The 21,563-nt window shown below is 72.3% G+C and carries 23 protein-coding genes; 11 read left to right on the top strand and 12 right to left on the bottom strand.

The window, feature by feature from the left end:
- A partial coding sequence (locus VGE38_RS04415) for a hypothetical protein (RefSeq protein ID WP_331141320.1) occupies positions 1–289 on the bottom strand: 289 nt, incomplete at its 3' end.
- A gap of 48 nt (positions 290–337) precedes the next feature.
- Between VGE38_RS04415 and sp36 the strand changes: the two genes are divergently transcribed.
- Genes sp36 through VGE38_RS04395 form a run of 4 tightly spaced genes read left to right on the top strand, consistent with a single transcriptional unit; the run spans position 338 to position 2,461 of the window.
- Positions 338–493 (top strand): Sp36 family protein, encoded by a 156-nt coding sequence (gene sp36 / locus VGE38_RS04410; protein ID WP_331141319.1) that lies wholly within the window; start codon positions 338–340, stop codon positions 491–493.
- A gap of 3 nt (positions 494–496) precedes the next feature.
- Entirely contained in the window at positions 497–964 is a 468-nt protein-coding gene (locus tag VGE38_RS04405; RefSeq protein ID WP_331141318.1) for a RidA family protein, read from the top strand.
- A gap of 10 nt (positions 965–974) precedes the next feature.
- On the top strand, positions 975–1,658 hold the full coding sequence (locus VGE38_RS04400) for an NUDIX hydrolase (RefSeq protein WP_331141322.1): 684 nt from the start codon (positions 975–977) through the stop codon (positions 1,656–1,658).
- On the top strand, positions 1,655–2,461 hold the full coding sequence (locus tag VGE38_RS04395; RefSeq protein ID WP_331141317.1) for an MBL fold metallo-hydrolase: 807 nt from the start codon (positions 1,655–1,657) through the stop codon (positions 2,459–2,461). Before VGE38_RS04400 ends, VGE38_RS04395 begins: the two co-directional genes overlap by 4 nt.
- Positions 2,462–2,602: 141 nt before the next feature.
- Here VGE38_RS04395 and VGE38_RS04390 read toward each other — a convergent pair whose 3' ends face one another.
- The gene (locus VGE38_RS04390) at positions 2,603–3,280 is read right to left on the bottom strand and encodes a Crp/Fnr family transcriptional regulator (RefSeq protein ID WP_524538540.1); all 678 of its coding nucleotides are present in this window, start codon (positions 3,278–3,280) and stop codon (positions 2,603–2,605) included.
- 167 nt (positions 3,281–3,447) lie between these two features.
- Here VGE38_RS04390 and nth point away from each other — a divergent pair, with 167 nt between their 5' ends.
- The 4 genes from nth to VGE38_RS04370 are packed head-to-tail and all read left to right on the top strand — an operon-like array spanning position 3,448 to position 6,609.
- The gene (gene nth / locus VGE38_RS04385) at positions 3,448–4,158 is read left to right on the top strand and encodes an endonuclease III (protein ID WP_331141316.1); all 711 of its coding nucleotides are present in this window, start codon (positions 3,448–3,450) and stop codon (positions 4,156–4,158) included.
- On the top strand, positions 4,158–4,769 hold the full coding sequence (locus tag VGE38_RS04380) for a TlpA family protein disulfide reductase (protein ID WP_331141315.1): 612 nt from the start codon (positions 4,158–4,160) through the stop codon (positions 4,767–4,769). Before nth ends, VGE38_RS04380 begins: the two co-directional genes overlap by 1 nt.
- On the top strand, positions 4,766–5,437 hold the full coding sequence (locus tag VGE38_RS04375) for an NUDIX hydrolase (RefSeq protein WP_331141314.1): 672 nt from the start codon (positions 4,766–4,768) through the stop codon (positions 5,435–5,437). Before VGE38_RS04380 ends, VGE38_RS04375 begins: the two co-directional genes overlap by 4 nt.
- Positions 5,434–6,609: a MarP family serine protease gene (locus VGE38_RS04370; RefSeq protein WP_331141313.1), complete on the top strand. Its 1,176-nt coding sequence runs from the start codon at positions 5,434–5,436 to the stop codon at positions 6,607–6,609. The genes VGE38_RS04375 and VGE38_RS04370 overlap by 4 nt, the downstream gene beginning before the upstream one ends.
- Before the next feature lie 175 nt (positions 6,610–6,784).
- Here VGE38_RS04370 and VGE38_RS04365 read toward each other — a convergent pair whose 3' ends face one another.
- The 3 genes from VGE38_RS04365 to VGE38_RS04355 form a co-directional block, all read right to left on the bottom strand.
- Positions 6,785–7,198 carry a phage holin family protein gene (locus VGE38_RS04365; protein WP_331141312.1) on the bottom strand — a complete coding sequence of 138 codons (414 nt, stop codon included), beginning with the start codon at positions 7,196–7,198 and terminating at the stop codon, positions 6,785–6,787.
- A gap of 10 nt (positions 7,199–7,208) precedes the next feature.
- Positions 7,209–8,531 (bottom strand): Na+/H+ antiporter NhaA, encoded by a 1,323-nt coding sequence (nhaA, locus tag VGE38_RS04360; protein WP_331141311.1) that lies wholly within the window; start codon positions 8,529–8,531, stop codon positions 7,209–7,211.
- Between the two features lie 79 nt (positions 8,532–8,610).
- A complete protein-coding gene (locus VGE38_RS04355; protein ID WP_331141310.1) occupies positions 8,611–10,305 on the bottom strand; it encodes an amidase in 1,695 nt (564 codons plus the stop codon).
- Positions 10,306–10,319: 14 nt separating this feature from the next.
- On the opposite strand from VGE38_RS04355, the gene VGE38_RS04350 reads away from it, so the two are divergent.
- Positions 10,320–11,321 (top strand): agmatine deiminase family protein, encoded by a 1,002-nt coding sequence (locus VGE38_RS04350; protein ID WP_331141309.1) that lies wholly within the window; start codon positions 10,320–10,322, stop codon positions 11,319–11,321.
- A 193-nt stretch (positions 11,322–11,514) separates the two neighbouring features.
- On the opposite strand, the gene acs is transcribed toward VGE38_RS04350, so the two are convergent.
- From acs to VGE38_RS04335, 3 genes are all read right to left on the bottom strand, one after another.
- Positions 11,515–13,515, bottom strand: a complete 2,001-nt coding sequence (acs, locus tag VGE38_RS04345; protein WP_331141308.1) for an acetate--CoA ligase — start codon at positions 13,513–13,515, stop codon at positions 11,515–11,517.
- A gap of 113 nt (positions 13,516–13,628) precedes the next feature.
- On the bottom strand, positions 13,629–15,251 hold the full coding sequence (locus VGE38_RS04340; RefSeq protein WP_331141307.1) for a monocarboxylic acid transporter: 1,623 nt from the start codon (positions 15,249–15,251) through the stop codon (positions 13,629–13,631).
- Positions 15,251–15,616 (bottom strand): DUF485 domain-containing protein, encoded by a 366-nt coding sequence (locus VGE38_RS04335; protein WP_331141306.1) that lies wholly within the window; start codon positions 15,614–15,616, stop codon positions 15,251–15,253. Before VGE38_RS04335 ends, VGE38_RS04340 begins: the two co-directional genes overlap by 1 nt.
- 158 nt (positions 15,617–15,774) lie before the next feature.
- On the opposite strand from VGE38_RS04335, the gene VGE38_RS04330 reads away from it, so the two are divergent.
- Entirely contained in the window at positions 15,775–15,993 is a 219-nt protein-coding gene (locus VGE38_RS04330) for a hypothetical protein (protein WP_331141305.1), read from the top strand.
- Between the two features lie 44 nt (positions 15,994–16,037).
- Here the strand turns inward: VGE38_RS04330 and VGE38_RS04325 are convergent, their stop codons facing one another.
- Genes VGE38_RS04325 through VGE38_RS04310 form a run of 4 tightly spaced genes read right to left on the bottom strand, consistent with a single transcriptional unit; the run spans position 16,038 to position 19,808 of the window.
- Positions 16,038–17,540: a sodium/solute symporter gene (locus VGE38_RS04325; protein ID WP_331141304.1), complete on the bottom strand. Its 1,503-nt coding sequence runs from the start codon at positions 17,538–17,540 to the stop codon at positions 16,038–16,040.
- Complete coding sequence (locus VGE38_RS04320; protein ID WP_331141303.1) at positions 17,537–17,965, bottom strand: hypothetical protein; 429 nt, start codon at positions 17,963–17,965, stop codon at positions 17,537–17,539. Before VGE38_RS04320 ends, VGE38_RS04325 begins: the two co-directional genes overlap by 4 nt.
- Positions 17,962–18,693, bottom strand: coding sequence for a LytR/AlgR family response regulator transcription factor (locus VGE38_RS04315; RefSeq protein ID WP_331141302.1), 732 nt, complete (start codon positions 18,691–18,693; stop codon positions 17,962–17,964). Before VGE38_RS04315 ends, VGE38_RS04320 begins: the two co-directional genes overlap by 4 nt.
- Positions 18,690–19,808, bottom strand: a complete 1,119-nt coding sequence (locus tag VGE38_RS04310; RefSeq protein WP_331141301.1) for a sensor histidine kinase — start codon at positions 19,806–19,808, stop codon at positions 18,690–18,692. Before VGE38_RS04310 ends, VGE38_RS04315 begins: the two co-directional genes overlap by 4 nt.
- A 195-nt stretch (positions 19,809–20,003) precedes the next feature.
- On the opposite strand from VGE38_RS04310, the gene VGE38_RS04305 reads away from it, so the two are divergent.
- Positions 20,004–21,533, top strand: coding sequence for an MFS transporter (locus tag VGE38_RS04305; protein WP_331141300.1), 1,530 nt, complete (start codon positions 20,004–20,006; stop codon positions 21,531–21,533).
- The last annotated feature ends 30 nt before the right edge of the window (positions 21,534–21,563 follow it).

The raw sequence follows: 21,563 nt of genomic DNA, 5'->3' as shown, positions 1-21,563 counted from the left end.
GGAGCCGGCGGCCCAGCCGGGCCAGCACCCGCGCGATCCGGCGCACCGCCGCCCAGGCGAGCCGGTCGAGCACCTCGCGCAGACGCGCCAGCGGGCCGCGCAGCGGCCGGAACAGCCAGCGCAGCGCGCCGCCCAGCCCGGTCAGCGCCCGGTCCCAGGCCCGGGCCACCAGGTCGAACGACGCCCGGATCGCCTCGTAGACCACCACGAACGGCAGCAGCACCGCGACGAGCACCGGTCGGGCCGGTTCGGTCCGTGGCGGCTGGAGGCCGTCCTGCGGGTCGGTCACGAGGTCAGGGTAGGGCCGGCGACCGGTGGCCGCAGTAGGGTTCCGAGCATGACCAAGTGGGAGTACCAGGTGGCCCCGATCCTCAACCACGTCGCGGGCCAGATCCTCAACAACTTCGGCCAGGACGGCTGGGAGCTCGTCACGATCACCGACAACGGCTCCGGCAACCTGGTCGGCTACTTCAAGCGTCCCGTCGAGGGCTGAGGGGTGACCCCCGCGAAGAGCCCGGAGGAGCGCCTGGCGGAGCTCGGTCTCACGGTGCCCGACGTGGTGCCGCCGGTCGCGGCGTACGTCCCGGCCGTGCGGTCCGGACGCCACGTGTTCACGGCCGGTCAGCTGCCGATGCGCGACGGCGCGCTGATGGCGACGGGCAAGGTGGGTGCCGAAGTCACCGCCGAGCAGGCGGCCGGGTGCGCGCGCCAGTGCGCGCTCAACGCGCTCGCCGCGGTCAAGGCCGAGATCGGGGACCTCGCGCTGATCAAGCGCGTGGTCAAGGTGGTCGTGTTCGTCGCCTCGACGCCCGACTTCACCGGCCAGCCCGGTGTCGCCAACGGTGCCTCGGAGCTGCTCGGGGACGTCTTCGGGGACGCCGGCCGCCACGCGCGGTCGGCCGTCGGGGTGCCGGTACTGCCGCTGGACGCCCCCGTCGAGGTCGAGATCGTCGTCGAGGTCTGAGCCCGTGAGGATGTCGCTGCCGCCCGGACTCCTCGAGACGGCCCGGGCGTACGCCGCCGGCGAGCTGCGTCCGGTCGTGCCGCGCGACGCCGCCACGGTGCTGCTGCTGCGCGAGGGCGCGGACGGACCCGAGGTCTACGTGATGGTGCGCCGCACGTCCATGGCCTTCGCCGGCGGCATGGTGGCCTTCCCCGGCGGTCGGGTCGAGCCGGAGGACGCCGCCGAGCTCCCCGACGACTGGCCGGGCCGGATGAGCTGTGAGGCGTCGGTCGCCGCCGCCGTGGTCGGCGCGGCGATCCGGGAGTTCCGGGAGGAGACCGGTGTCGAGCTCACGGTCGACCAGCTCGGCCTGTGGGACGCCTGGACCACGCCCGAGTTCGAGCCGCGCCGCTACCGCACCTGGTTCTTCACCGCCGAGCTCCCCGCCGGCCAGGAGCCGCGCGAGCTGTCGACCGAGTCCGCGTCGGTCACCTGGGTGTCGGCCGCCCAGGCGGTCGCGAAGGTCGACTCCGGGGAGTGGGCGATGCTGCCGCCGACGTACCTCTCCTGCCTGCGGCTGGCCACCTTCGGCTCGGTCGCCGACGTGATGGCGGCGACGCGCGAGGCGGCCGTCGAGATGTTCCTGCCGGTGCTGGACGGGGACACGCTGACCTCCCCTGCCTGGGTCACCGGGCTGCTCGAAGGCCGCGGGTGAGCTGGCAGGGCGGTGCCGTCGCGCCCGGCGTCGACTGCGTCCTGGCCGGCAACTCCGGCATCATGACGCTGGACGGCACCAACACCTGGGTGCTGCGCGACCCGGGCTCGGGTCGCTCGGTCGTGATCGACCCCGGTCCCCTCGACGAGGCGCACCTGAGCGCCGTCACGGAGGCCGCCGGCGACGTCGCGGCGGTGCTGCTGACGCACGGCCACCTGGACCACTCCGAGGGCGCCCGGGCGTTCGGGGAGCGGGTCGGGGCCGGCGTACGCGCTCTCGACCCGGCACACCGGCTCGGCTCCGAGGGCCTCGCCGACGGCGACGTCGTCGCGGTGGGTGACCTGGAAGTGCGTGTTGTCGGCACGCCGGGCCACACCAGCGACTCGCTGTCGTTCTGGGTGCCGTCCCACGCGGCGATGCTGACCGGCGACACCGTGCTGGGGCGCGGCACGACCGTGGTCGCGCACCCCGACGGCTCACTGGGCGCCTACCTCGACTCCCTCGACCGGCTCCACGCGCTCGCCGAGGCGCGCGAGGTCACCGCCATCTGGCCGGGCCACGGCCCGGTCATCGGTGACGCGCTGTCGGTGCTGGACTTCTACCTCGCGCATCGACGGGAACGGCTCGAGCAGGTGGCCGCCGCCCTCGAGCAGCTACGACGTGACTCACCCCCCGAGGGTTTGTCCTCCGAGGACCTGCCCCGCCGCGTGGTCGAGCTCGTCTACGCCGACGTCGACCCGGTGCTGTGGGGCGCCGCCGAGCTGTCCGTCCGCGCGCAGTTGGCGTACCTCGCGCAGGCCTGACTGTTCAGCAAGGTATGCAGCCGAATGCGCACTCCCCGGGCGGAGTTCCACCTGGGGAGTGCGCATTCGGCGACATACCTTGACGAACATGCAGAGCGCCGGCCACCACGAGGGTGACCGGCGCTCGGCGTACGGCGAGCCTCAGCGCGCCCGGCGGGCCATCCGCTCGACGTCCATGATCACGACGGAGCGGGGCTCGAGGCGGAGCCAGCCGCGGGAGGCGAAGTCGGCGAGCGCCTTGTTGACGGTCTCGCGGGAGGCGCCGACCAGCTGGGCGAGCTCCTCCTGGGTGAGGTCGTGGTGCACGTGTACGCCGTCGTCGGCGGTGCGGCCGAACCGGTCGGCGAGGTCGAGCAGCGCCTTGGCGACCCGGCCCGGCACGTCGGAGAAGACCAGGTCGGCCACGACATCGTTGGCCTTCCGGAGTCGGCCGGCCAGCTGGGCGAGCAGGCCGCGGGCGACGGCCGGACGGCCCTCGAGCCAACGCAGCAGGTCCTCGTGCGACAGCGACGCGAACGTGGTGTCGGTGACGGCCGTGACGGTCGCCGACCGCGGACCCGGGTCGAAGAGCGAGAGCTCGCCGAACATCTGGCCGGGTCCCATGATCGCGAGCAGGTTCTCGCGGCCGTCGGAGGAGGTGCGGCCGAGCTTCACCTTGCCCTCGAGCACGACGTACAGCTTGTCGCCGGTGTCGCCCTCGTGGAACAGCACCTCACCGCGCCGCAGACGGGTCTCCGCCATCGACGCGTGGAGCGCCGCCATCGCCTCGTCGTCGAGCGCGCTGAAGAGCGGCGCCTGGCGCAGCACGTCGTTGTCCACGGAGTCCTCCTGAAGCCCCTTCGCGCGCCGCTTCGCAGGGCACGTCGGGAGAATCCTAACCAGTGCGATTCCTCACACGCGGTACGAGGGCCCGATCCGAGCGGCGCGGCGCGCCTGACGACGCTGCCGAGGCGGCCGCTGTCGGGACCGAGCCGTACCCTTGGCCCGTGCGCGCAGCGGCTGACGAGACCCCGACGGCCCGGGTCCGCCGCGCCCGCAAGATCGACCGGATCCTCGCCGAGACCTACCCCGACGCCAAGGCCGAGCTGGACTTCGACAACCCCTTCGAGTGCCTGGTCGTCACCGTGCTGAGTGCGCAGACGACCGACAAGCGGGTCAACGCCGTCCGCCCCACGCTGTTCGCGGCCTATCCCGACGCCAAGGCGATGGCAGCGGCCGACCGGGCGACGCTCGAGCAGATCGTCGGGCCGCTGGGTTTCTTCCGCGCCAAGACCGACGCGCTGCTGCGGCTGAGCGCGGCCCTCGTGGAGGAGTACGCCGGCGAGGTGCCCGCCTCCCTGGACGCGCTCGTGAAGCTGCCGGGTGTCGGGCGCAAGACGGCCAACGTCGTGCTCGGCAACGCCTTCGACATCCCGGGCATCACCGTCGACACCCACTTCGGCCGGCTCGCGCGGCGGCTGGGCTTCACCGACGAGACCGACCCGGTCAAGGTCGAGCACGCCGTCGGAGCCCTCTTCCCGAAGCGCGACTGGACGATGCTGTCGCACCACCTGATCTGGCACGGCCGCCGGATCTGCCACGCGAAGAAGCCGGCGTGCGGGGCGTGCCCGGTGGCGCGGCTGTGTCCGTCGTACGGCCTGGGGCCGACCGACCCGGAGGCCGCCGCGAAGCTGGTGCGCACGGAGGGGCCGAACTGATGGCGCGCCGAGTTCGAGCGGTCGCGGCGCCGGCCGTCGCGCTCCTCGTCGCGCTGGCCGTCGCGGGCTGCGACGCGGCCGACCGGATCGCCCCGCCGCCGCCCTCCAACGTCGAGGTCGACACCCCGCAGCTGCGTCAGGTCAAGGCGGAGGCCGGGATCGAGCCGTGCGTGCCGGGGAGCGCGACCGACGGCGGGCTGCCCGACGTCACGCTCGCATGTCTGGGTGGCGGTGAGTCGGTCGACCTCGCCACGTTGCAGGGCCCGCTCGTCCTCAACTTCTGGCAGGCCGGGTGTGAGCCGTGCCGTGCGGAGATGCCGGCGCTGCAGCAGTTCCACGAGCGGTACGGCGACCAGGTGCCGATCATCGGCGTCGACTCCAACGACGTGTTCCCCGGCGCCGCCCTCGAGCTGGCCCGCGACACCGGCGTCACGTATCCGCTGCTCGCGGATCCGGGTGGTGAGCTGCAGGGCACCAAGCTGCGCGTGCCGGGGCTGCCGACGTTCTTCTTCCTCTCCGCCGACGGGGAGCTGACCAGCGCCTCAGGAGGACTGGACTCCGTCGACGAGGTGGTGGCGATGGTCGAGTCGCACCTCGGGATCACCCTGTGAGCGCTGAGAGCCTGCCCGACTGGATGCGGCCGATCGTCGACGGCGCCGCGACCATCACGGGCGCGCAGCTGACCGCCTTCCTGCCGCCCGAGGGCGGCAACCCGACCCGGTCGGCGGTGCTGATGCTGTTCGGCGAGGGCGAGCACGGCCCCGACCTGCTGCTGACCGAGCGATCGCACACCATGCGGTCCCATCCCGGCCAGGTCTCGTTCCCCGGCGGCCGGATCGACGCCGGTGAGACCCCGGAGCAGGCGGCGCTGCGAGAGGCGTTCGAGGAGGCCGGCATCGAGCCCGAGGGCGTCGAGCTGGTCGGCCGGTTGCCGGAGCTGTGGCTCCCGCCGAGCAACCACGCGGTCACGCCGGTGCTGGGCTGGTGGGCCGACCCCTCGGAGGTGACGGCGACCTCGCCCGACGAGGTCCACGCCGTCTACCGCGTCCCGCTCAGCGAGCTGTGCGACCCGACCCACCGGGTCACCGTCCGGTCGCCGTCGCGGGGCTGGCGCTCCCCCGGCTTCCTCATCGGGCCGGACAAGGACGTCATCCTGTGGGGTTTCACCGGGGGTGTCGTCGCGCGTTTCTTCGAGCACTTGGGTTGGATCGAGGACATGCCCGACGCACCGGACGTCGAGCTGCCGGCGTACATGCTCGGAGGAAGAGAGCACGAGTGAACATCCTCGACTGGTTCCTGGTCGCCCTGGTGCTCGCCTACGCCCTCTCCGGCTACTGGCAGGGCTTCATCACCGGGGCGTTCGCGACGACCGGCCTGCTGCTCGGGGGCCTGCTCGGCGTGTGGCTGGCGCCGAAGGCCCTCGGCGACGCGGCGCCGTCGCTGTGGGTCTCCCTCGGGGCGCTGTTCATCGTCATCCTGGCCGCCTCGCTGGGGCAGGGCGTCCTGCAGTACGTCGGAGCCCGCGCGCGCGACCACATCAAGTGGCAGCCGGTCCGGTTCGTCGACGCCGTCGGTGGCGCGGCGTTGAGCGCGGCGGCGGTGCTGCTCGTCGCCTGGGCGCTCGGTGTCGCCATCTCCGGCTCGCGCATCACGGGACTGACCGAGGCCGTCCGCAGCTCGACGGTGCTGGCCCAGGTCAACGGCGTGCTGCCGGCCGACGCGGGCCGGACGCTGGACCGGTTCAACACCGTGGTCGGCACGAGCTTCTTCCCGCGCTACCTCGAGCCGTTCGCGCCCGAGCGGATCGTCAGCGTCGGCAAGGGCCCGGAGCGGCTCCGCACCGACCCCGACGTGGTCCGCGCAGGCCACAGCGTGCTGAAGATCCGCGGCACGAACTCCTGCGGGCGCGGCGTCGAGGGCTCCGGGTTCGTCTTCGCCCCGGGCTACCTGATGACCAACGCCCACGTCGTGGCCGGGGTCGACGAGCCGGAGGTGATCCTCGACGACGACTCCGTGACCGGCAGCGTCGTGCTCTACGACGCCGGCATCGACATCGCGGTGATCGCGTTCTCCGGACCGGCGATCGCGTCGTTGCCGTTCGACACCGGCGCCCAGCCGCGGGACGGCGTCGCGATCCTCGGCTATCCCCAGGACGGCCCGTTCGACGTCGAGGCCGGACGGATCCGGTCCGAGCAGCGCCTGCGCTCGCCGAACATCTACGGCGAGGGCACCGTGATCCGCGATGTCTTCTCGGTGCGCGGCCTGATCCGGCCCGGCAACTCCGGCGGACCCATCGTCGACTCGGAGGGAGAGGTGGTCGGTGTCGTGTTCGCGGCCTCGGTCACCGACCAGGACACCGGCTACGCGCTCACCGCGAACCAGGTCGATGACCTCGCGGCAGTCGCCTCCCGGCGTACCGAACGGGTGGGCACCGGAGACTGCGCCCGCTAGCCCGTCGAAACCCGGGTCCTGGCCCCACCGATCCCGGCTCGTGGCCCTCTCGATCGCGGATCATGGCCCCGGGCGTGGACGCCCACGGGCCACGGGGCGGGACTCACGGGGCCACAAGGCGGGTCTCGCGGGGCCACGGGGCGGGACTCGCCGGGCCATGAGGCGGGACTCGACGTCAGGCGTGGCCCTTGAGCGCCTTGGGGATCTCCTTGCCCTGCGCGATCGCGCGCTCGGGCGCCTTGACGCGCTTGACCTTCTTCACCCCGACGAAGCCCAGCAGGCCGGCGAGGCCGAGGTAGAGCGCGAAGACGATCAGGAACGCCCAGTGCAGGTCCAGGCCGCTGCCGTTCCAGTGGATCAGGAAGGCGAGCGCCACCGAGAGCATGATGATCGCGAGGAGCACGAGGAACGCCGCTGCCGCGAAGAGGGCGAGGCCGGTGCCGCCGGCTCGGACGCTCACCTTCAGCTCCGACTTCGCGAGCTCGATCTCCTTGGAGACGAGCGCGGAGATGTCGCGACTGGCGTCCGCCACAAGGCGGCCGATGGTGGGCTCGTTGACCGGCTGGGGCCTGATCGGCTGCTGTGCCATGGCGCTGACCTTACCGATCCTCTCGTTCGATCCGACGTTGGAAGGCGTCCGGTACCCCATCGGCGTCCGCGTCGACCTGCTCGGCCTCGAAGAGCCGGCGGTAGACGCGGTTGCGCGCCCGCAGTACGACGGCGGCGATGAGCGCCGCGATGAGCGACCCCATCAGCACGCCGACCTTGGCGTGCTCGAGGAGACCGCGGTCGTCGGCGAAGGCCAGCTCGTCGACCAGCAGTGAGACGGTGAACCCGATGCCGCCCAGCAGCGCCATGCCGACCACGTCGACCCAGGCCAGCTCGTCGTCGAGCTCGGCACGCGTGAAGGTGGCCAGCAGCCAGGTGGAGCCGACGATGCCGACGCACTTGCCCACGACCAGACCGCCGATGACGGCGAGGGCGACCGGCTCGCGCAGCGCGGAGGTCAGACCGTCCCAGCCGCCGACGGAGACCCCGGCGGCGAAGAAGGCGAACACCGGCACGGCAAATCCGGCCGAGACGGGCCGGACCAGGTGCTCGAGGTGCTCGGCCAGACCGGGTGCCTCGACGCCGTCGCGACGCAGCACCGGGACGGTGAAGCCGAGCAGCACGCCGGCGACGGTGGCGTGCACGCCCGAGGCGTGCACCAGCGCCCACGCGACCACCGCGAGCGGCACCAGCAGCCACGGGGAGTGGATCCGGCGCTGGACCAGGACCGCGAAGGCGGCGATCGGCAGCAGCGCCAGTAGCAGCCACGGCAGGTCGAGGTGGTCGGTGTAGAAGATCGCGATCACCGTGATCGCGAGCAGGTCGTCGACGACCGCGAGCGTCAGCAGGAACGTGCGGAGCCCGCTCGGCAGATGGGTGCTGATCACCGCCAGCACCGCTACGGCGAACGCGATGTCGGTGGCCGTCGGGATCGCCCACCCCGCGAGGGCGTCGCGCTCGAAGGTCGCCGTGACCGCGACGAACACCAGCGCCGGCACGACCATCCCACCCACGGCGGCCGCCACCGGCAGCGCGGCGCGGCGTACGTCGCGCAGGTCCCCGGCGACGAACTCCCGCTTCAGCTCCAGCCCGGCCACGAAGAAGAAGACCGCCAGCAGCCCGTCGGCGGCCCACTGTCCGAGGGTCAGGTCGAGGTGCAGCGAGTGCGGTCCGACCCGGAGGTCGCGCAGGTCGAAGTACTGCGCCGACCAGGCCGAGTTCGCCCACACCAGGGCGACCAGCGCGCCGGCGATGAGCAGCAGGCCGCCGGTCGTCTCCGCCCGCAGGATCTCGGCGGTGCGGGAGCTCTCGAGCCAGGATCCGCGGGCGAAGAGTCGGCCCCGGCGCTGTGGTGGGACGGGCGGAACGGTCACGGGGCATCCTCCTGGGTCGGTCGACACGTCGCCGACCAGACTTCCCGGCACACCAGTGAACCAGGCTACCCGGGAGCCACTAGAGCGGCGGCGTGCGCGGAGGTGCGGTACGGCGGTCGCGGGTCGCCTCGACGGCGGTACCGAGACGCAGCAGCGCCGTGTCGTCGTACGCCCGGCCGGCGAGGGTGAGCCCGACCGGCATCCCGGTGTCGGCCATCGTGCCCATCGGGACGGTGACGGTCGGGATGCCGAGGTGGCGGATCACGAGGTTGCCGTTGGCGACCCACACGCCGTTGCGCCAGCCGAGGTCCGCCGAGTCGGGGTTGACGTCCATGTCGGCGGGGCCGACGTCGGCGACGGCGGGGAACACCACGGCGTCGAGGCCGAGGCCGTCCATCCAGTCCTCGAGGTCCAGCTGCCGGGTCCGCTCGAGCCCGACCAGCCCCTCGGCCAGGTGCGGGATGTCGGTGAGGTGATCGACCGGGTGCTGCCGGACGTGGTCGGGGTAGAGCGCGATGTCGTCGTCGAACCCGTGGTAGCGGTCGGGCAGCGCGCCCTCGGGGTGGGGGAAGATCGTCGCGCCGTCCACGCTGGCGAGGGAGTCGAGCGCCGGGTCGCCGTTGGCGCGCAGGAAGTCGTCCCACGCCCACGCGGAGAGGTCGACGATCTCGTGGCGCAGGAACTCCTCGGTGACGATGCCGCGGGTGCGGATCGTCGGCGCGCCCGGCCGGTCGCCCTCGTAGTTGCTGACGACCGGGAAGTCGACCTCCACCACCTCGGCCCCGGCGGCCTCGAGGTCGGCGCGGAGCGCCTCCCACAGCGCGATGACCGACGGCCGCGTTTCGATGCGCTGCCCGGTGGGGCCGCCGATGCCGCCCTCGGGGGCCGTGCCGGCGTCGGGGTCGGCGTTGACGTACATCCGCGGCACACCCAGCCGGACGCCCGTCAGGGTCGCGGCGGCGGCCAGGCCGACGTACGACGGCGGGCGCACCTGGCTCGCCCGCGGGATCTCGACCCACGGCTGGACCCGCCAGAAGTCACCCCGGGTGTCGTGGTCGTCGGCAACGATCACGTCGAGGACCTCGAGCAGGTCGGCCATCGTGCGGGTGTGGGGGACGACGACGTCCATGGTCGGCACGAGGGGCCAGTTGCCGCGCACGGAGATGACGCCGCGCGACGGCGTGTAGGCGCACAGCGCGTTGTTGGACGCCGGGCCGCGGCCGCTGGACCAGGTCTCCTCGCCCAGCCCGAACGCCGCGAAGCTCGCGGCGGTCGCGGTCCCGGAGCCGTTGGAGGAGCCCGAGCCGAACGGAGCGGTGAGGTAGTCGGCGTTGTAGGGGCTCTCGGCGCGCCCGTACACACCGCGCTGCATGCCGCCGTTGGCCATCGGCGGCATGTTGGTCAGGCCCAGGCAGATCGCGCCCGCGGCGCGCAGCCGCTCGATCGTGAACGCGTCGCGCTGGGCCACGAGGTCACGGAAGGCGGGGCTGCCCGCCGCCGCGGTGAGGCCGCGGACGAGGTAGGAGTCCTTGGCGGTGTAGGGGATGCCGTCGAGCGGACCGAGCGTCGCGCCACGCCGTCGCCGCTCGTCGGAGGCGCGGGCCTCGTCGAGCGCGCCGGGATTGTCGACCACCACGGCGTTGAGGAGCGGGCCGCTCCGGTCGTATTCCTCGATGCGGGCGAGGTAGGCCTCCACGAGGCCGACGCTCGTCGTCTCGCCGGTCTCGAGGGCACGACGCAGCGCGGACAGGGTGGCTTCGACAACATTGAACACGGTTCAATGTTGTCATGACAGTGATGCCGCCCGAGTGGGCACCGCAAGATCGGGTCTGGATGGCGTACCCCGCCCCGGGCTACTCGCTGGGCGACACCGCCGAGGAACAGCACGAAGCGCGGACGACGTGGGCGGCCGTCGCGAACGCCATCACGGCCTTCGAGCCGGTGACCGTCGTGGTCGACCCCGCCGAGGTCATGGCGGCGCGCCGCTACCTCTCCGAGGCGGTCGAGATCGTCGAGGCCCCGCTCGACGACGCCTGGATGCGCGACATCGGGCCGACCTTCGTGCACGCCGCCGACGGCTCGGTGGCGGGCGTCGACTGGGTCTTCAACGGCTGGGGCCAGTGCGACTGGGCGAGCTGGGGCAACGACGAGCTCATCGGTGCGTTCGTCTGCGGTCGCGCCGGCGTACCGCGGATCGCGTCGCCGATGGTCAACGAGGGCGGCGGCATCCACGTCGACGGCGCCGGCACGGTGCTGGTCACCGAGACGGTCCAGCTCGGACAGGGACGCAACGAGGACTGGACCCGCGAGCAGGTGGAGGCGGAGCTGGCCCGCACCATCGGTGCCACCGACGTCGTGTGGCTGCCCCGCGGGCTGGCGCGCGACTACGAGCGCTACGGCACCCGCGGGCACGTCGACATCGTCGCCACCTTCACCGCTCCGGGCCGGGCCCTGCTGCACTCCCAGCGCGACGACGCCCATCCCGACGCCGCCGTCACGCGGGAGCTGCGGTCCCTGCTCGCCGAGCGGTTCGAGGTCGTCGAGCTGCCGGCGCCGGCCACGCTGCGCGACGCCGAGGGCTTCGTCGACTGGTCCTACGTCAACCACCTCGTCGTCAACGACGGTGTGATCGCGTGCTCCTTCGACGACCCGCACGACGCCGACGCGCTCGCGATCCTGCGTGAGGCCTACCCCGGCCGCGAGGTGGTCGCGATCGACGCCCGGCCGCTGTTCGACCGCGGTGGCGGCGTCCACTGCATCACCCAGCAGCAGCCGTCCGCCCGCACCTGACCTCACTCACCGCGACACGCCGGTGAGTGGTGGGTGCGGTCAGGTGCCCGCCGCAGGCGACCAGTAGACGGTGGCGTACCGCCCAGCTCTCCAGCCGCGGGCACCTGACATTCCCCACGACGACACGCCGGTGAGTGGTTGGTGAGGTCAGGTGCCTGCCGCATCCGATGGCGGGACAAGCACCACGAGCCGGTCAGTCGTCGCTCGTCTTCGCTTGACCGGCGGCGATGAGCTCCATGATCGAAGAGTCGGCCAGCGTCGTGACGTCGCCGATCTCGCGGTTCTCGGCGACGTCGCGCAGCAGCCGGCGCATGATCTTGCCCGAGCGGGTCTTGGGCAGCTCGGGGACGACCATGATCTGCCGGGGTGTGGCGATCGGCCCGATCTCCTTGCGGACGTGCTGGCGCAGCTCGGCCACGATGTCTGCGTCGTCACCACCCCCGTCACCCACAGCGTTCTCCCGCAGGATGACGAAGGCGCACACGGCCTGGCCGGTGTCGGGGTCGGTGGCGCCCACGACCGCGGCCTCGGCCACCTTGGCGTGCGACACCAGCGCCGACTCGATCTCGGTGGTCGACAGGCGGTGGCCGGAGACGTTCATGACGTCGTCGACGCGGCCGAGCACCCACAGGTCGCCGTCCTCGTCCTTCTTGGCCCCGTCGCCGGCGAAGTAGTAGCCCTGGTCCTTGAACCGAGACCAGTAGGTGTCCTTGAACCGCTGGTCGTCGCCCCAGATCGTCCGCAGCATCGACGGCCACGGCTGGGTGACGACGAGGTAGCCGCCCGAGCCGTTCGGCACCGGCGTGCCCGCCTCGTCGACCACGTCGGCGGAGATGCCGGGGATCGGCGTCATCGCGGAGCCCGGCTTGCCCGCCGTCACGCCGGGCAGCGGGCTGATCATGATCGCGCCGGTCTCGGTCTGCCACCAGGTGTCGACCACCGGCGTGCGGGAGCCGCCGATCACCTCGCGGTACCAGACGTACGCCTCGGGGTTGATCGGCTCGCCGACCGACCCGAGGATTCGCAGCGACGACATGTCGTGCCGGTCCGGCACCTCGCGGCCCTGCTTCATGAACGACCGGATCGCCGTGGGAGCGGTGTAGAAGATCGAGACGCCGTACTGCTCGATGATCTGCCACCAGCGCCCGCGCTCGGGGTGGTCGGGCGTCCCCTCGTAGAGCACCTGCGTCGCGCCGTTGGCCAGCGGGCCGTAGACGACGTAGCTGTGCCCGGTCACCCAGCCGATGTCGGCGGTGCACCAGTAGACGTCGGTGTCGGGCTTGAGGTCGAAGACCGCCCAGTGGGTGTACGCCGAGCCGACGAGGTAGCCGCCCGTCGTGTGCAGGATGCCCTTCGGCTTGCCGGTGGTGCCGGAGGTGTACATGACGTAGAGCGGGTGCTCGGCGTCGAACGCCTCGGGCGTGTGCTCGGCCGAGGCGGTGTCGACGACGTCGTGCCACCACACGTCGGGCCCCCCGGTCTCGGGGCCGTCCCACGCCACCTCCTGCCCGGTCCGCCGTACGACGAGCACCTTCTCGACCACGTGGCCGTTCTGGGCGGTCTTCGTGCGGGCCTCGTCGACGGCCGGCTTGAGCGCCGACGCCGCGCCGCGGCGGTAGCCGCCGTCGGCGGTGATGACGACCTTCGCCTGGCAGTCCTCGATGCGTGAGGCGAGCGCCTCGGCGGAGAAGCCACCGAAGACGACGGTGTGAGGCGCCCCGATCCGGGCGCAGGCGAGCATCGCGACGATCGCCTCGGGGATCATCGGCAGGTAGATCGCCACCCGGTCCCCGGACGCCACCCCGAGCGAGGTGAGCGCGTTCGCTGCCCGGCACACCTCGTCCTTCAGGTCGGCGTAGGTGAGGTCGCGGCTGTCGCCCACAGGCTCGCCGACCCAGTGGATCGCGACCTTGTCGCCGTGGCCCGCCTCCACGTGCCGGTCGACGCAGTTGTACGCCGCGTTGAGCCGGCCGCCGGTGAACCACTGCGCGAACGGCGGGTTGTCCCAGTCCAGCACCCGGTCCCACTTCTGGGCCCAAGTCAGCCGCTCGGCCTGCCGCGACCAGAACGCCAGCACGTCCTCGGCGGCCTCGTCGTACGCGGCGGCGGTGAGGTTGGCGTGCGCTGCCAGCTCGGCCGGCGGCTCGAACCGACGGTTCTCGTGCAGCAGGTTCGACAGCGTCTCGTCGCTCACGATCGCTCCTTCGCTCAGGGGTCCGGTTGTGGCCCGGACCACAGTAGTCAGGAGGGGCGTCATACGGAGTGGCTGCCCCAGCGACCACCCCGTATGACGCCCCCAGGGTGGACCTAGTGGATGACGGCCTGCTCGGCGCCCGCGCCGGTCAGGGCGCGCACCTCGAGCTCGGTGAACCTCTCCTCGGCCGCCGGCTCCCGCGAGGTGACGGTCCCGAGCCAGCCCAGCAGGAAGCCGAGCGGGATCGAGACGATGCCCGGGTTGCTCAGCGGGAACCACGACCAGTCGGCCCCGGTCACCAGCGACGTCGGGGTGCCGGACACGGTCGGCGAGAAGAAGACCAGTCCGACGCAGGAGATCAGCCCGCCGTAGATGCTCCAGACGGCGCCGCGGGTGTTGAAGCGCCGCCAGAACATGTTGTAGACGATCGCCGGCAGGTTCGCCGAGGCCGCGACGGCGAACGCCAACGCCACCAGGAAGGCGATGTTGAGCTGCTGCGCCGGGATGGCGAGCCCGATCGCGATGGCGCCGATGACCACGGCCGCCAGCCGGGTCATGCGGATCTCCTGCGACTCGCTGGCGGTGCCGTGCTTGACGACGCTGTTGTAGATGTCGTGCGCCACCGACGTCGACGACGCCAGGGTCAGCCCGGCCACCACCGCGAGGATGGTCGCGAAGGCCACCGCCGCGATGAAGGCCAGCAGGATCGCGCCACCGGCCGACCCCTCACCGCCACCGACCGCCTCCGCGAGCAGCGGGGAGGCCAGGTTGCCGCCGGACTCGGTGACCTCGCCGAACTTGTCGCCGGTCAGCAGCGCCGCGGCGCCGAAGCCGAGCACCAGGGTGAACAGGTAGAAGATGCCGATCAGCACGATCGCCCACAGCACCGACTTCCGGGCGTCACGCGAGGTCGGCACCGTGTAGAAGCGGATCAGGATGTGCGGCAAACCCGCGGTGCCGAGCACGAGCGCGAGGCCGAGGGAGAGGAAGTTGATCTTCGAGGTCAGGTCGGCGCCGTACTGCAGGCCGGGCTCGAGGAACGCCGCGGCGGCGTTGCCCTCGGCGCGGTTGCCGTAGTTGTCGGCCGCCGTGCCGAGCAGGTCGGAGAGGTTGAACCCGAACTCCGCCAGCACGAGCACGACGATGATCGCCGAGCCCGCCATCAGCAGGACGGCCTTGACGATCTGCACCCAGGTGGTGCCCTTCATGCCCCCGAAGGTGACGTAGATGATCATCAGCGCGCCGACGCCGAGGATCGTGAGGTTCTTCAGCCACTGGTTGTCGACGCCGAGCAGCAGTGCCACCAGAGCGCCCGCGCCGACCATCTGGGCCAGCAGGTAGAAGATCGAGACCACGACCGTCGAGGTCGCCGCGGCCATGCGGACCGGCCGCTGCTTCATCCGGTAGGCGAGCTGGTCGGCCATCGTGTAGCGGCCGGAGTTGCGCAGCATCTCGGCCACGAGCAGCAGCGCGACCAGCCAGGCGACCAGGAAGCCGATCGAGTAGAGGAAGCCGTCGTACCCCGAGAGCGCGATGGCGCCCGAGATGCCGAGGAAGGACGCGGCGGACATGTAGTCGCCGCCGATGGCGAGCCCGTTCTGGATCCCGGAGAACGACCGGCCACCGGCGTAGAAGTCGGTGGTGCCCTGGTTCTGTCGGCTCGCCCAGACGGTGATGACGAGCGTGACGGCGACGACGGCGAGGAAGAGGACGGCGGTGATCACCTGGTGGTCCATCAGTGCTCACCTCCGGTCCGGCGGGCGAGCGTGGCCCGGTAGTGCTCGTCGAGGTCGCGGGCCAGCGGGTCGAGCCGGCTGGTGGAGTAGCGGCTGTAGAGGTAGGCGATGAGGAAGGTCGTCACGAACTGCAGCAGCCCGAAGACCAGCGCGACGTTGATGTTGCCGACGATCTTGGTCGCCATGAAGTCGCCGGCCCAGTTCGACATGACGACGTACAGCAGGTACCAGGCCAAGAACGCCACCGTCGCCGGGAAGACGAACCGCCGGTAGGTCGCCCGGAGCTCGGAGAACTCCGGGGTCGCTGCCAGCTCGTCGTAGACCGGGTCGTGTCGGTGGGCCTGCGCGTGAGCATCGGTAGCCACGAGGTGAACCCCCTTCTCAGTCGTTCCGTCCGGCGGGGCAGGACGGCGCGTCACGGGTGTGATGACGGTCACGGTAGGGCGGTCCGTCGGCCGCGGTCAGCGCTGTCGACGGCGCTCCGCGCCGAGCGGAGCCGGTACGTCGCCGGACGGTCGTTTCCGTGCGCCGAACGGTCGACCGGCCGGCCGGCATGGTCCCGGCTCCGGGCGGATACCGCATCGACGTGGCATCCGACGACGACGACCGACGACCCACCACCGACCACCCGCTGGGCGGGGAGCGGCGACCCCAGGTGTTCCCGCTGCTGATGGTGCTCCTGCTCGTCGTCGTTGTCGTCGGGATCGTCGCCCTCATCACGCTGCTGCGCTACAACACCTAGCCGGCACCTAGCGGCACCCAGCCGGCACCCAGCCAGTCCAACGGTCAGCCCCGGTCGAGCTCGACCGTCTCGGGGGTGTGCAGCCGGACGAGCAGCCGGTTGGTGTGCGGCGGAACATGCTCGGCGGTGAGCAGGCTGGCCCCGACCATCGTGGCGAAGGCGGCCGGCACCGACCACGCGGCCGGCTGGGCGAGCAGCGTGTCCCACCACCCGCCGGCCGACCAGCCGCCGAGGGTCCACACGACTGCGGTGCCCGATCCGGCGAAGCCGACGAGCAGGCCGAGCGCGGCACCGACCGCCGTCAGCCGCCGCCACCAGATGCCCAGCAACAGCAGCGGGCAGAACGTCGAGGCCGCCACTGCGAAGGCGAGCCCGACCGCCCGCGCCACGCCCACGTTCGGCATCGCCAGCGCGGCCAGGCACGGCACCGCCACCGCGACGACGCCGGCGAGGCGGAACGCGGTCACGCCGCTCACGCGGCGCGCGGCCAACGTCGGGGCGATCACGTCCTGGCTCAGCACGCCCGCGATCGCGATCGCCAGGCCCGAGGAGGTCGAGAGGAACGCCGCGAAGGCACCGGCGGCGACCAGCCCGGTGAGCACCTCCCCGAGCGCACCGTCGACCATCAGCCGGGGCAGCTCCAGCACCACCGTGTCGGCCGCGAGCGGGCCGGCGCCGTACACCCGGCCCAGCGCCCCGAAGAGCGGCGGGAAGAGGTAGAACGCGCCCAGCAGTCCGAGCACCACGACCGTGGTCCGGCGGGCGGCCGCGCCGTCGGGGTTGGTGTAGAACCGCACGCTGACGTGCGGCAGGCCCATCGTGCCGAGGAACGTCGCGAGGATCAGTGAGTACGTCGTGTAGAGGCCGCTCGCCCCGCCGTCCGCGATCGGCAGTGACCACTCGCCGCCGCCCATGGCGCGGGGTGCGCCGTCGCCGAGCCAGACCGCGAGCAGGACCATGCCGGGCACCAGCAGGGCGGTCAGCTTCAGCCAGTACTGGAAGGCCTGCACCAGCGTCACCGACCGCATGCCCCCGGAGCCGACGTTGGCCGCGACGACCGCCGCGACCAGCACGGGTCCCAGCCAGGTGGGGGCCTCGGCGATGGTGTGCAGCGTGATGCCGGCGCCCTGCAGCTGCGGCATCAGGTAGAGCCACCCGATCGCCACGACGAGCATCGAGCACAGTGCGCGCACGCCGCGCGAGGCGAGCCGCGCCTCGGCGAAGTCGGGGAGCGTGTAGGCCCCCGAGCGGCGCAGTGGTGCCGCGACCAGCACCAGCAGCACGAGGTAGCCGGCGGTCCAGCCGATCGGGTACCAGAGCATCTCGGCGCCGAGCGTCAGCACGAGTCCGGCGATGCCGAGGAACGACGCCGCCGAGAGGTACTCGCCACCGATGGCGCTGGCGTTGAGCCGCGGGTTGACGGCGCGCGAGGCGACGAAGAAGTCGCTGGTCGTGCGGCTCAGCCGCAGTCCGAAGGACCCGATCGTCAGCGTGGCGAGGGTGACCAGCGTGACCGCGACGATCGCGGGGGCCGCGTCGAGGGTCACCTGCGGTCCTCCGGGTCGCGGTGGCTGAGCAGCTCGGCGAAGGACGCCTCGTTGTGCTCGGCGCGGCGGACGTAGTGCAGGCCGAGCATCAACAGGTAGGGGTAGACGGCCACGCCGAGCAGCAGCCACGACAGCGGCAGCCCGGCGACGTCGACCCTCGCCAGACTAGGGAAGAGGTGGAAGACGAGCGGAAGGCTGCCCACCCCGACGACGAGGAGCAGCAGCACCCGGGCGGCCAGCCCCAGCTGGGCGCGCAGCAAGGAGCCCAGGTAGACATCGCCCAGCGCCGTGTCGGCGTCGATGTCGGCACCGCGCGGCAGCGGACTGCGGTGGCGTCGCGGCGGGCCGGTGACGCGCACCCGGGGAGCAGGACCCGACGGTCCCGAGGGCCGGGTCGGCTCGGTCCGCTCCGTCCGGTCGGTCATGGCGCGCCCCGGGCCAGCAGGTCCTTGAGCTGGCGGGTGTGGCGCCGGCTGACGCCGAGCTCGGTGCCGCCCTCGACGACCACCGAGCAGCGGCCGGCGTCGGAGCGTAGCTCGGTGACGTGGCCGAGGCTGACCAGCAGCGAGCGGTGGATCCGCACGAACCGCGCCGCCGCCCACTCCTCCTCCAGCTGGGTGAGCGCGATGCGCACCAGGTGGGACCCACTGCTGGTATGCAGCCGGGCGTAGTCGCCCTGTGCCTCCACGTGCGTGATCTCGCTGCGCCGCACGAAGCGGGTCACGCCCCCGAGCTCCACGGCCACCTGAAGATCCTCCGGCGGGGCCGGCGCCGTCCCGGTGCCGTCGCCCGCGATCCGCGTGACGGTCTCGGTGATCCGCTCCGCGCGCACCGGCTTGAGGACGTAGTCGACCGCGCGCAGGTCGAAGGCGGCGACGGCGTGCTCGTCGTGCGCGGTGACGAAGACGACGGCCGGAGGCTGTCGGAAGCGGTTGAGCACGCCGGCGAGCTCCAGGCCGTTGAGCGCAGGCATCTGGATGTCGAGGAAGACCGCGTCCAGGTCGCCCTCCTGCAGCCGCTGCAGCGCCTCGGCGGCCGAGGTGCAGGTCCGGATCGCGCCGATCCGGGGGTCCTGCGCGAGCAGGTAGACCAGCTCGTCGACGGCGGGCTGCTCGTCGTCGACGACCAGCACGTCCAGGGGCCGCCCGGTCACGGGTGCACCCCCGCCGCGAACTTGGGCACCCGCACGGTCACCTTCGTCCCGGCGCCGGGCGCGGTCTCGACCACGAGGCCGTACTCGTCGCCGTACGCGTTGCGCAGCCGGCTGTCCACGTTGCCCAGCCCGACCGAGTCGCCGCTGGTGTCACCGGCGAGGGCGCGCCGCACCTTCTCCGGATCCTCGCCGATGCCGTCGTCCTCCACCTCGATGAGGCACTCCTGGCCGAGGTCGGCGGCCCGGATCCGGATGTGACCGCCGTGCTCGCTCTGGGCCAGCCCGTGGCGCACGGCGTTCTCGACCAGCGGCTGCAGGCACAGGAACGGCACCGCGATGGGCAGCACCTCCGGGGCGACGCTGAGCCGGACGGCGAGCCGGTCGCCGAAGCGGGCCTGCTCGAGCAGCAGGTAGCGCTCGACCGAGCGCAGCTCCTCGGCCAGCGTGGTGTACTCCCCGTGCTTGCGGAAGGAGTAGCGGGTGAAGTCGGCGAACTCCAGCAGCAGGTCTCGGGCCCGTTCGGGGTCGGTGCGCACGAAGCTCGCGATCGCGCCGAGCGAGTTGTAGATGAAGTGCGGGCTGATCTGGGCCCGCAGCGCGCGCACCTCGGCCTCCATCAGCCGGCGCCGGGAGGCGTCCAGCTCGGCGAGCTCGAGCTGCCCCGACACCCAGTTGGCGACCTCGTCCGCCGCTCGCGCCAGGCCCGCGGTCGGGTGGGTGACGATGACCTGGAGCGTCCCGACCAGGCGCTCCTCGACGACGAGCGGGCTGACGATGGCGCTGCGCACCGGGCACCCCGGCAACCCGCAGTCCAGGTCGGCGCGGTCGTAGACCCGGGTCGTGCCCTTCTCCACCGTGGCGACCGCGAGCTTCGGGGCGTCACCCGCGTGGTGGCTGCCGAGGCCCTCCCAGGCGAGCAGCTGGTGGGTGTCGGTCAGCGCCAGCGCCGGGGACCCGAGCAGCGTCCGGAGGTGCCGGATGGAGCGCTCGGCGCTGTCGGCGGTCAGGCCCTCCCGCAGCGCCGGGCCGGCCAGCGAGGCGGTGTGCAGCGTCCGGAAGGTGGCGCGGTCCGCCTCGGTGCCGAGGTGGCGACGCCAGGGTCGCAGCAGCGACATCGCTCCCTCCCGGACGGACGGTGTGGTGCAGCACACAGTAGCCCGCGCCGGCGGCCGCGCTGGGGAACGGTCGGCCGGCCGGAGGACCCCTTGTGCGTCGGTGAGGACAAGTTGACCGGGCGGAGACCTCGCCACGGCGCCGCCGTTACGCGGACTTCCCAGCATGGGGACACCGACCGCCGACCAGGAGCCGCCATGACGCCCATGCCCACGCCGAACACGACCGACACGACCGACACGACCGGCACGACCACGCCGGTCGGCCGGGCCGGTCGGGGAGTCGCTCCACGTCGTACCCAGCGCTGGATCCACCACTGGCGGCCCGAGGACCCGGAGTTCTGGGAGTCCGAGGGCCGCCGGATCGCCCGCCGCAACCTGGTCTGGTCGGTCTTCGCGGAGCACCTCGGCTTCTCCGTGTGGCTGATCTGGAGCGTGTCCTCGGCGTTCCTGCTGGCGCAGGGCGTCGACTTCAGCGCGCAGCAGCTGTTCGTCCTGGTCGCGATCCCCAACCTGGTCGGGTCGCTGCTGCGGATCCCCTACACCTTCGCCGTGCCGCGCTTCGGCGGCCGCAACTGGACGATGGCATCGGCCGCGCTCCTCCTCGTCCCCACGCTCGGCTTCGCGTACGCCGTCACGCAGCCCGGGACGCCGTACTGGGCGTTCTGCCTGATCGCCGCGACGGCCGGACTGGGCGGCGGCAACTTCGCGTCGTCGATGGCGAACATCAACTTCTTCTTCCCGACGAGGGAGAAGGGGAAGGCGCTCGGCCTCAACGCCGCCGGCGGCAACCTGGGCGTGGCGCTGATCCAGCTCCTGCTGCCGGTCCTCGTCGGCGGGGCGGGGCTGTTCGGTCTGGTCACGGCGAGCGACGGCGGCATCCACCTGGAGCGGGCGGCCTGGCTCTACGCCGGCCTGGCGGTGGTCGCGGCGGTGGCGGCGTACCTCTTCATGGACAACCTCGACGGCATCGAGTCGCGACCCCGGGCCCAGCTCGCCGTCCTCCGGCACCGGCAGGTGCGAGTGATGTCGGTCCTCTACATCGGCACCTTCGGCTCGTTCATCGGGTTCTCCGCCGCGATGCCGCTGCTCATCAAGCTCAACTTCTGGTGGCAGCCCGGGCCGGCGGCGCCCGGGACGGGCATCAACTTCGCCTACTACGCCTTCATCGGGGCGCTGGTCGGCTCGCTCTCCCGACCGCTGGGCGGGCAGTTGGCCGACCGGCTGGGCGGCGCCCGGGTCACGATCGCCGCCTTCGGTGGTCTCGTGGCGGGCACCCTCGGCATCGTCGCCATCCTGGCGCGGTTGGAGCCCGCCCGTTCGGCGTCGGCCGTGGACGCCAACGCCGAGCTCTTCCCCGCGTTCCTGGGCCTCTTCGTCGTGATCTTCTGCTGCGCCGGCATCGGCAACGGCTCGACCTACAAGATGATCCCGGCCATCCACCGCGTCGACGCCGAGCGGGCGACCGAGCCGGGCACGCCGGAGCGGGAGCTCGCCCTGCTCGAGGGCACCAAGCAGGCCTCCGCGGCCGTTGGCATCATCGGGGCCGTGGGAGCCCTCGGCGGCTTCGCGATCCCGATGGCCTTCAACACGCCATGGGTCGACGAGCCGCTCGACGCCACGCGAGCGGCGTTCTGGGCGTTCGGGGCCTTCTACCTGCTGTGCGGCGCGCTGGCCTGGCGCAGCTACCTGCGCCCGGGAAGCACGTACGCCGACGCGCGGGTCTGACGGCCCGCGCGCCGGCGTACGAAGGCGCTT

It is taken from the genome of Nocardioides sp. (assembly GCF_036405735.1).
Classification (GTDB): Bacteria; Actinomycetota; Actinomycetes; order Propionibacteriales; family Nocardioidaceae; genus Nocardioides.
Note: the sequence above shows the minus strand (reverse complement) of the source record. Positions and strands in the feature narration are given on the sequence as shown.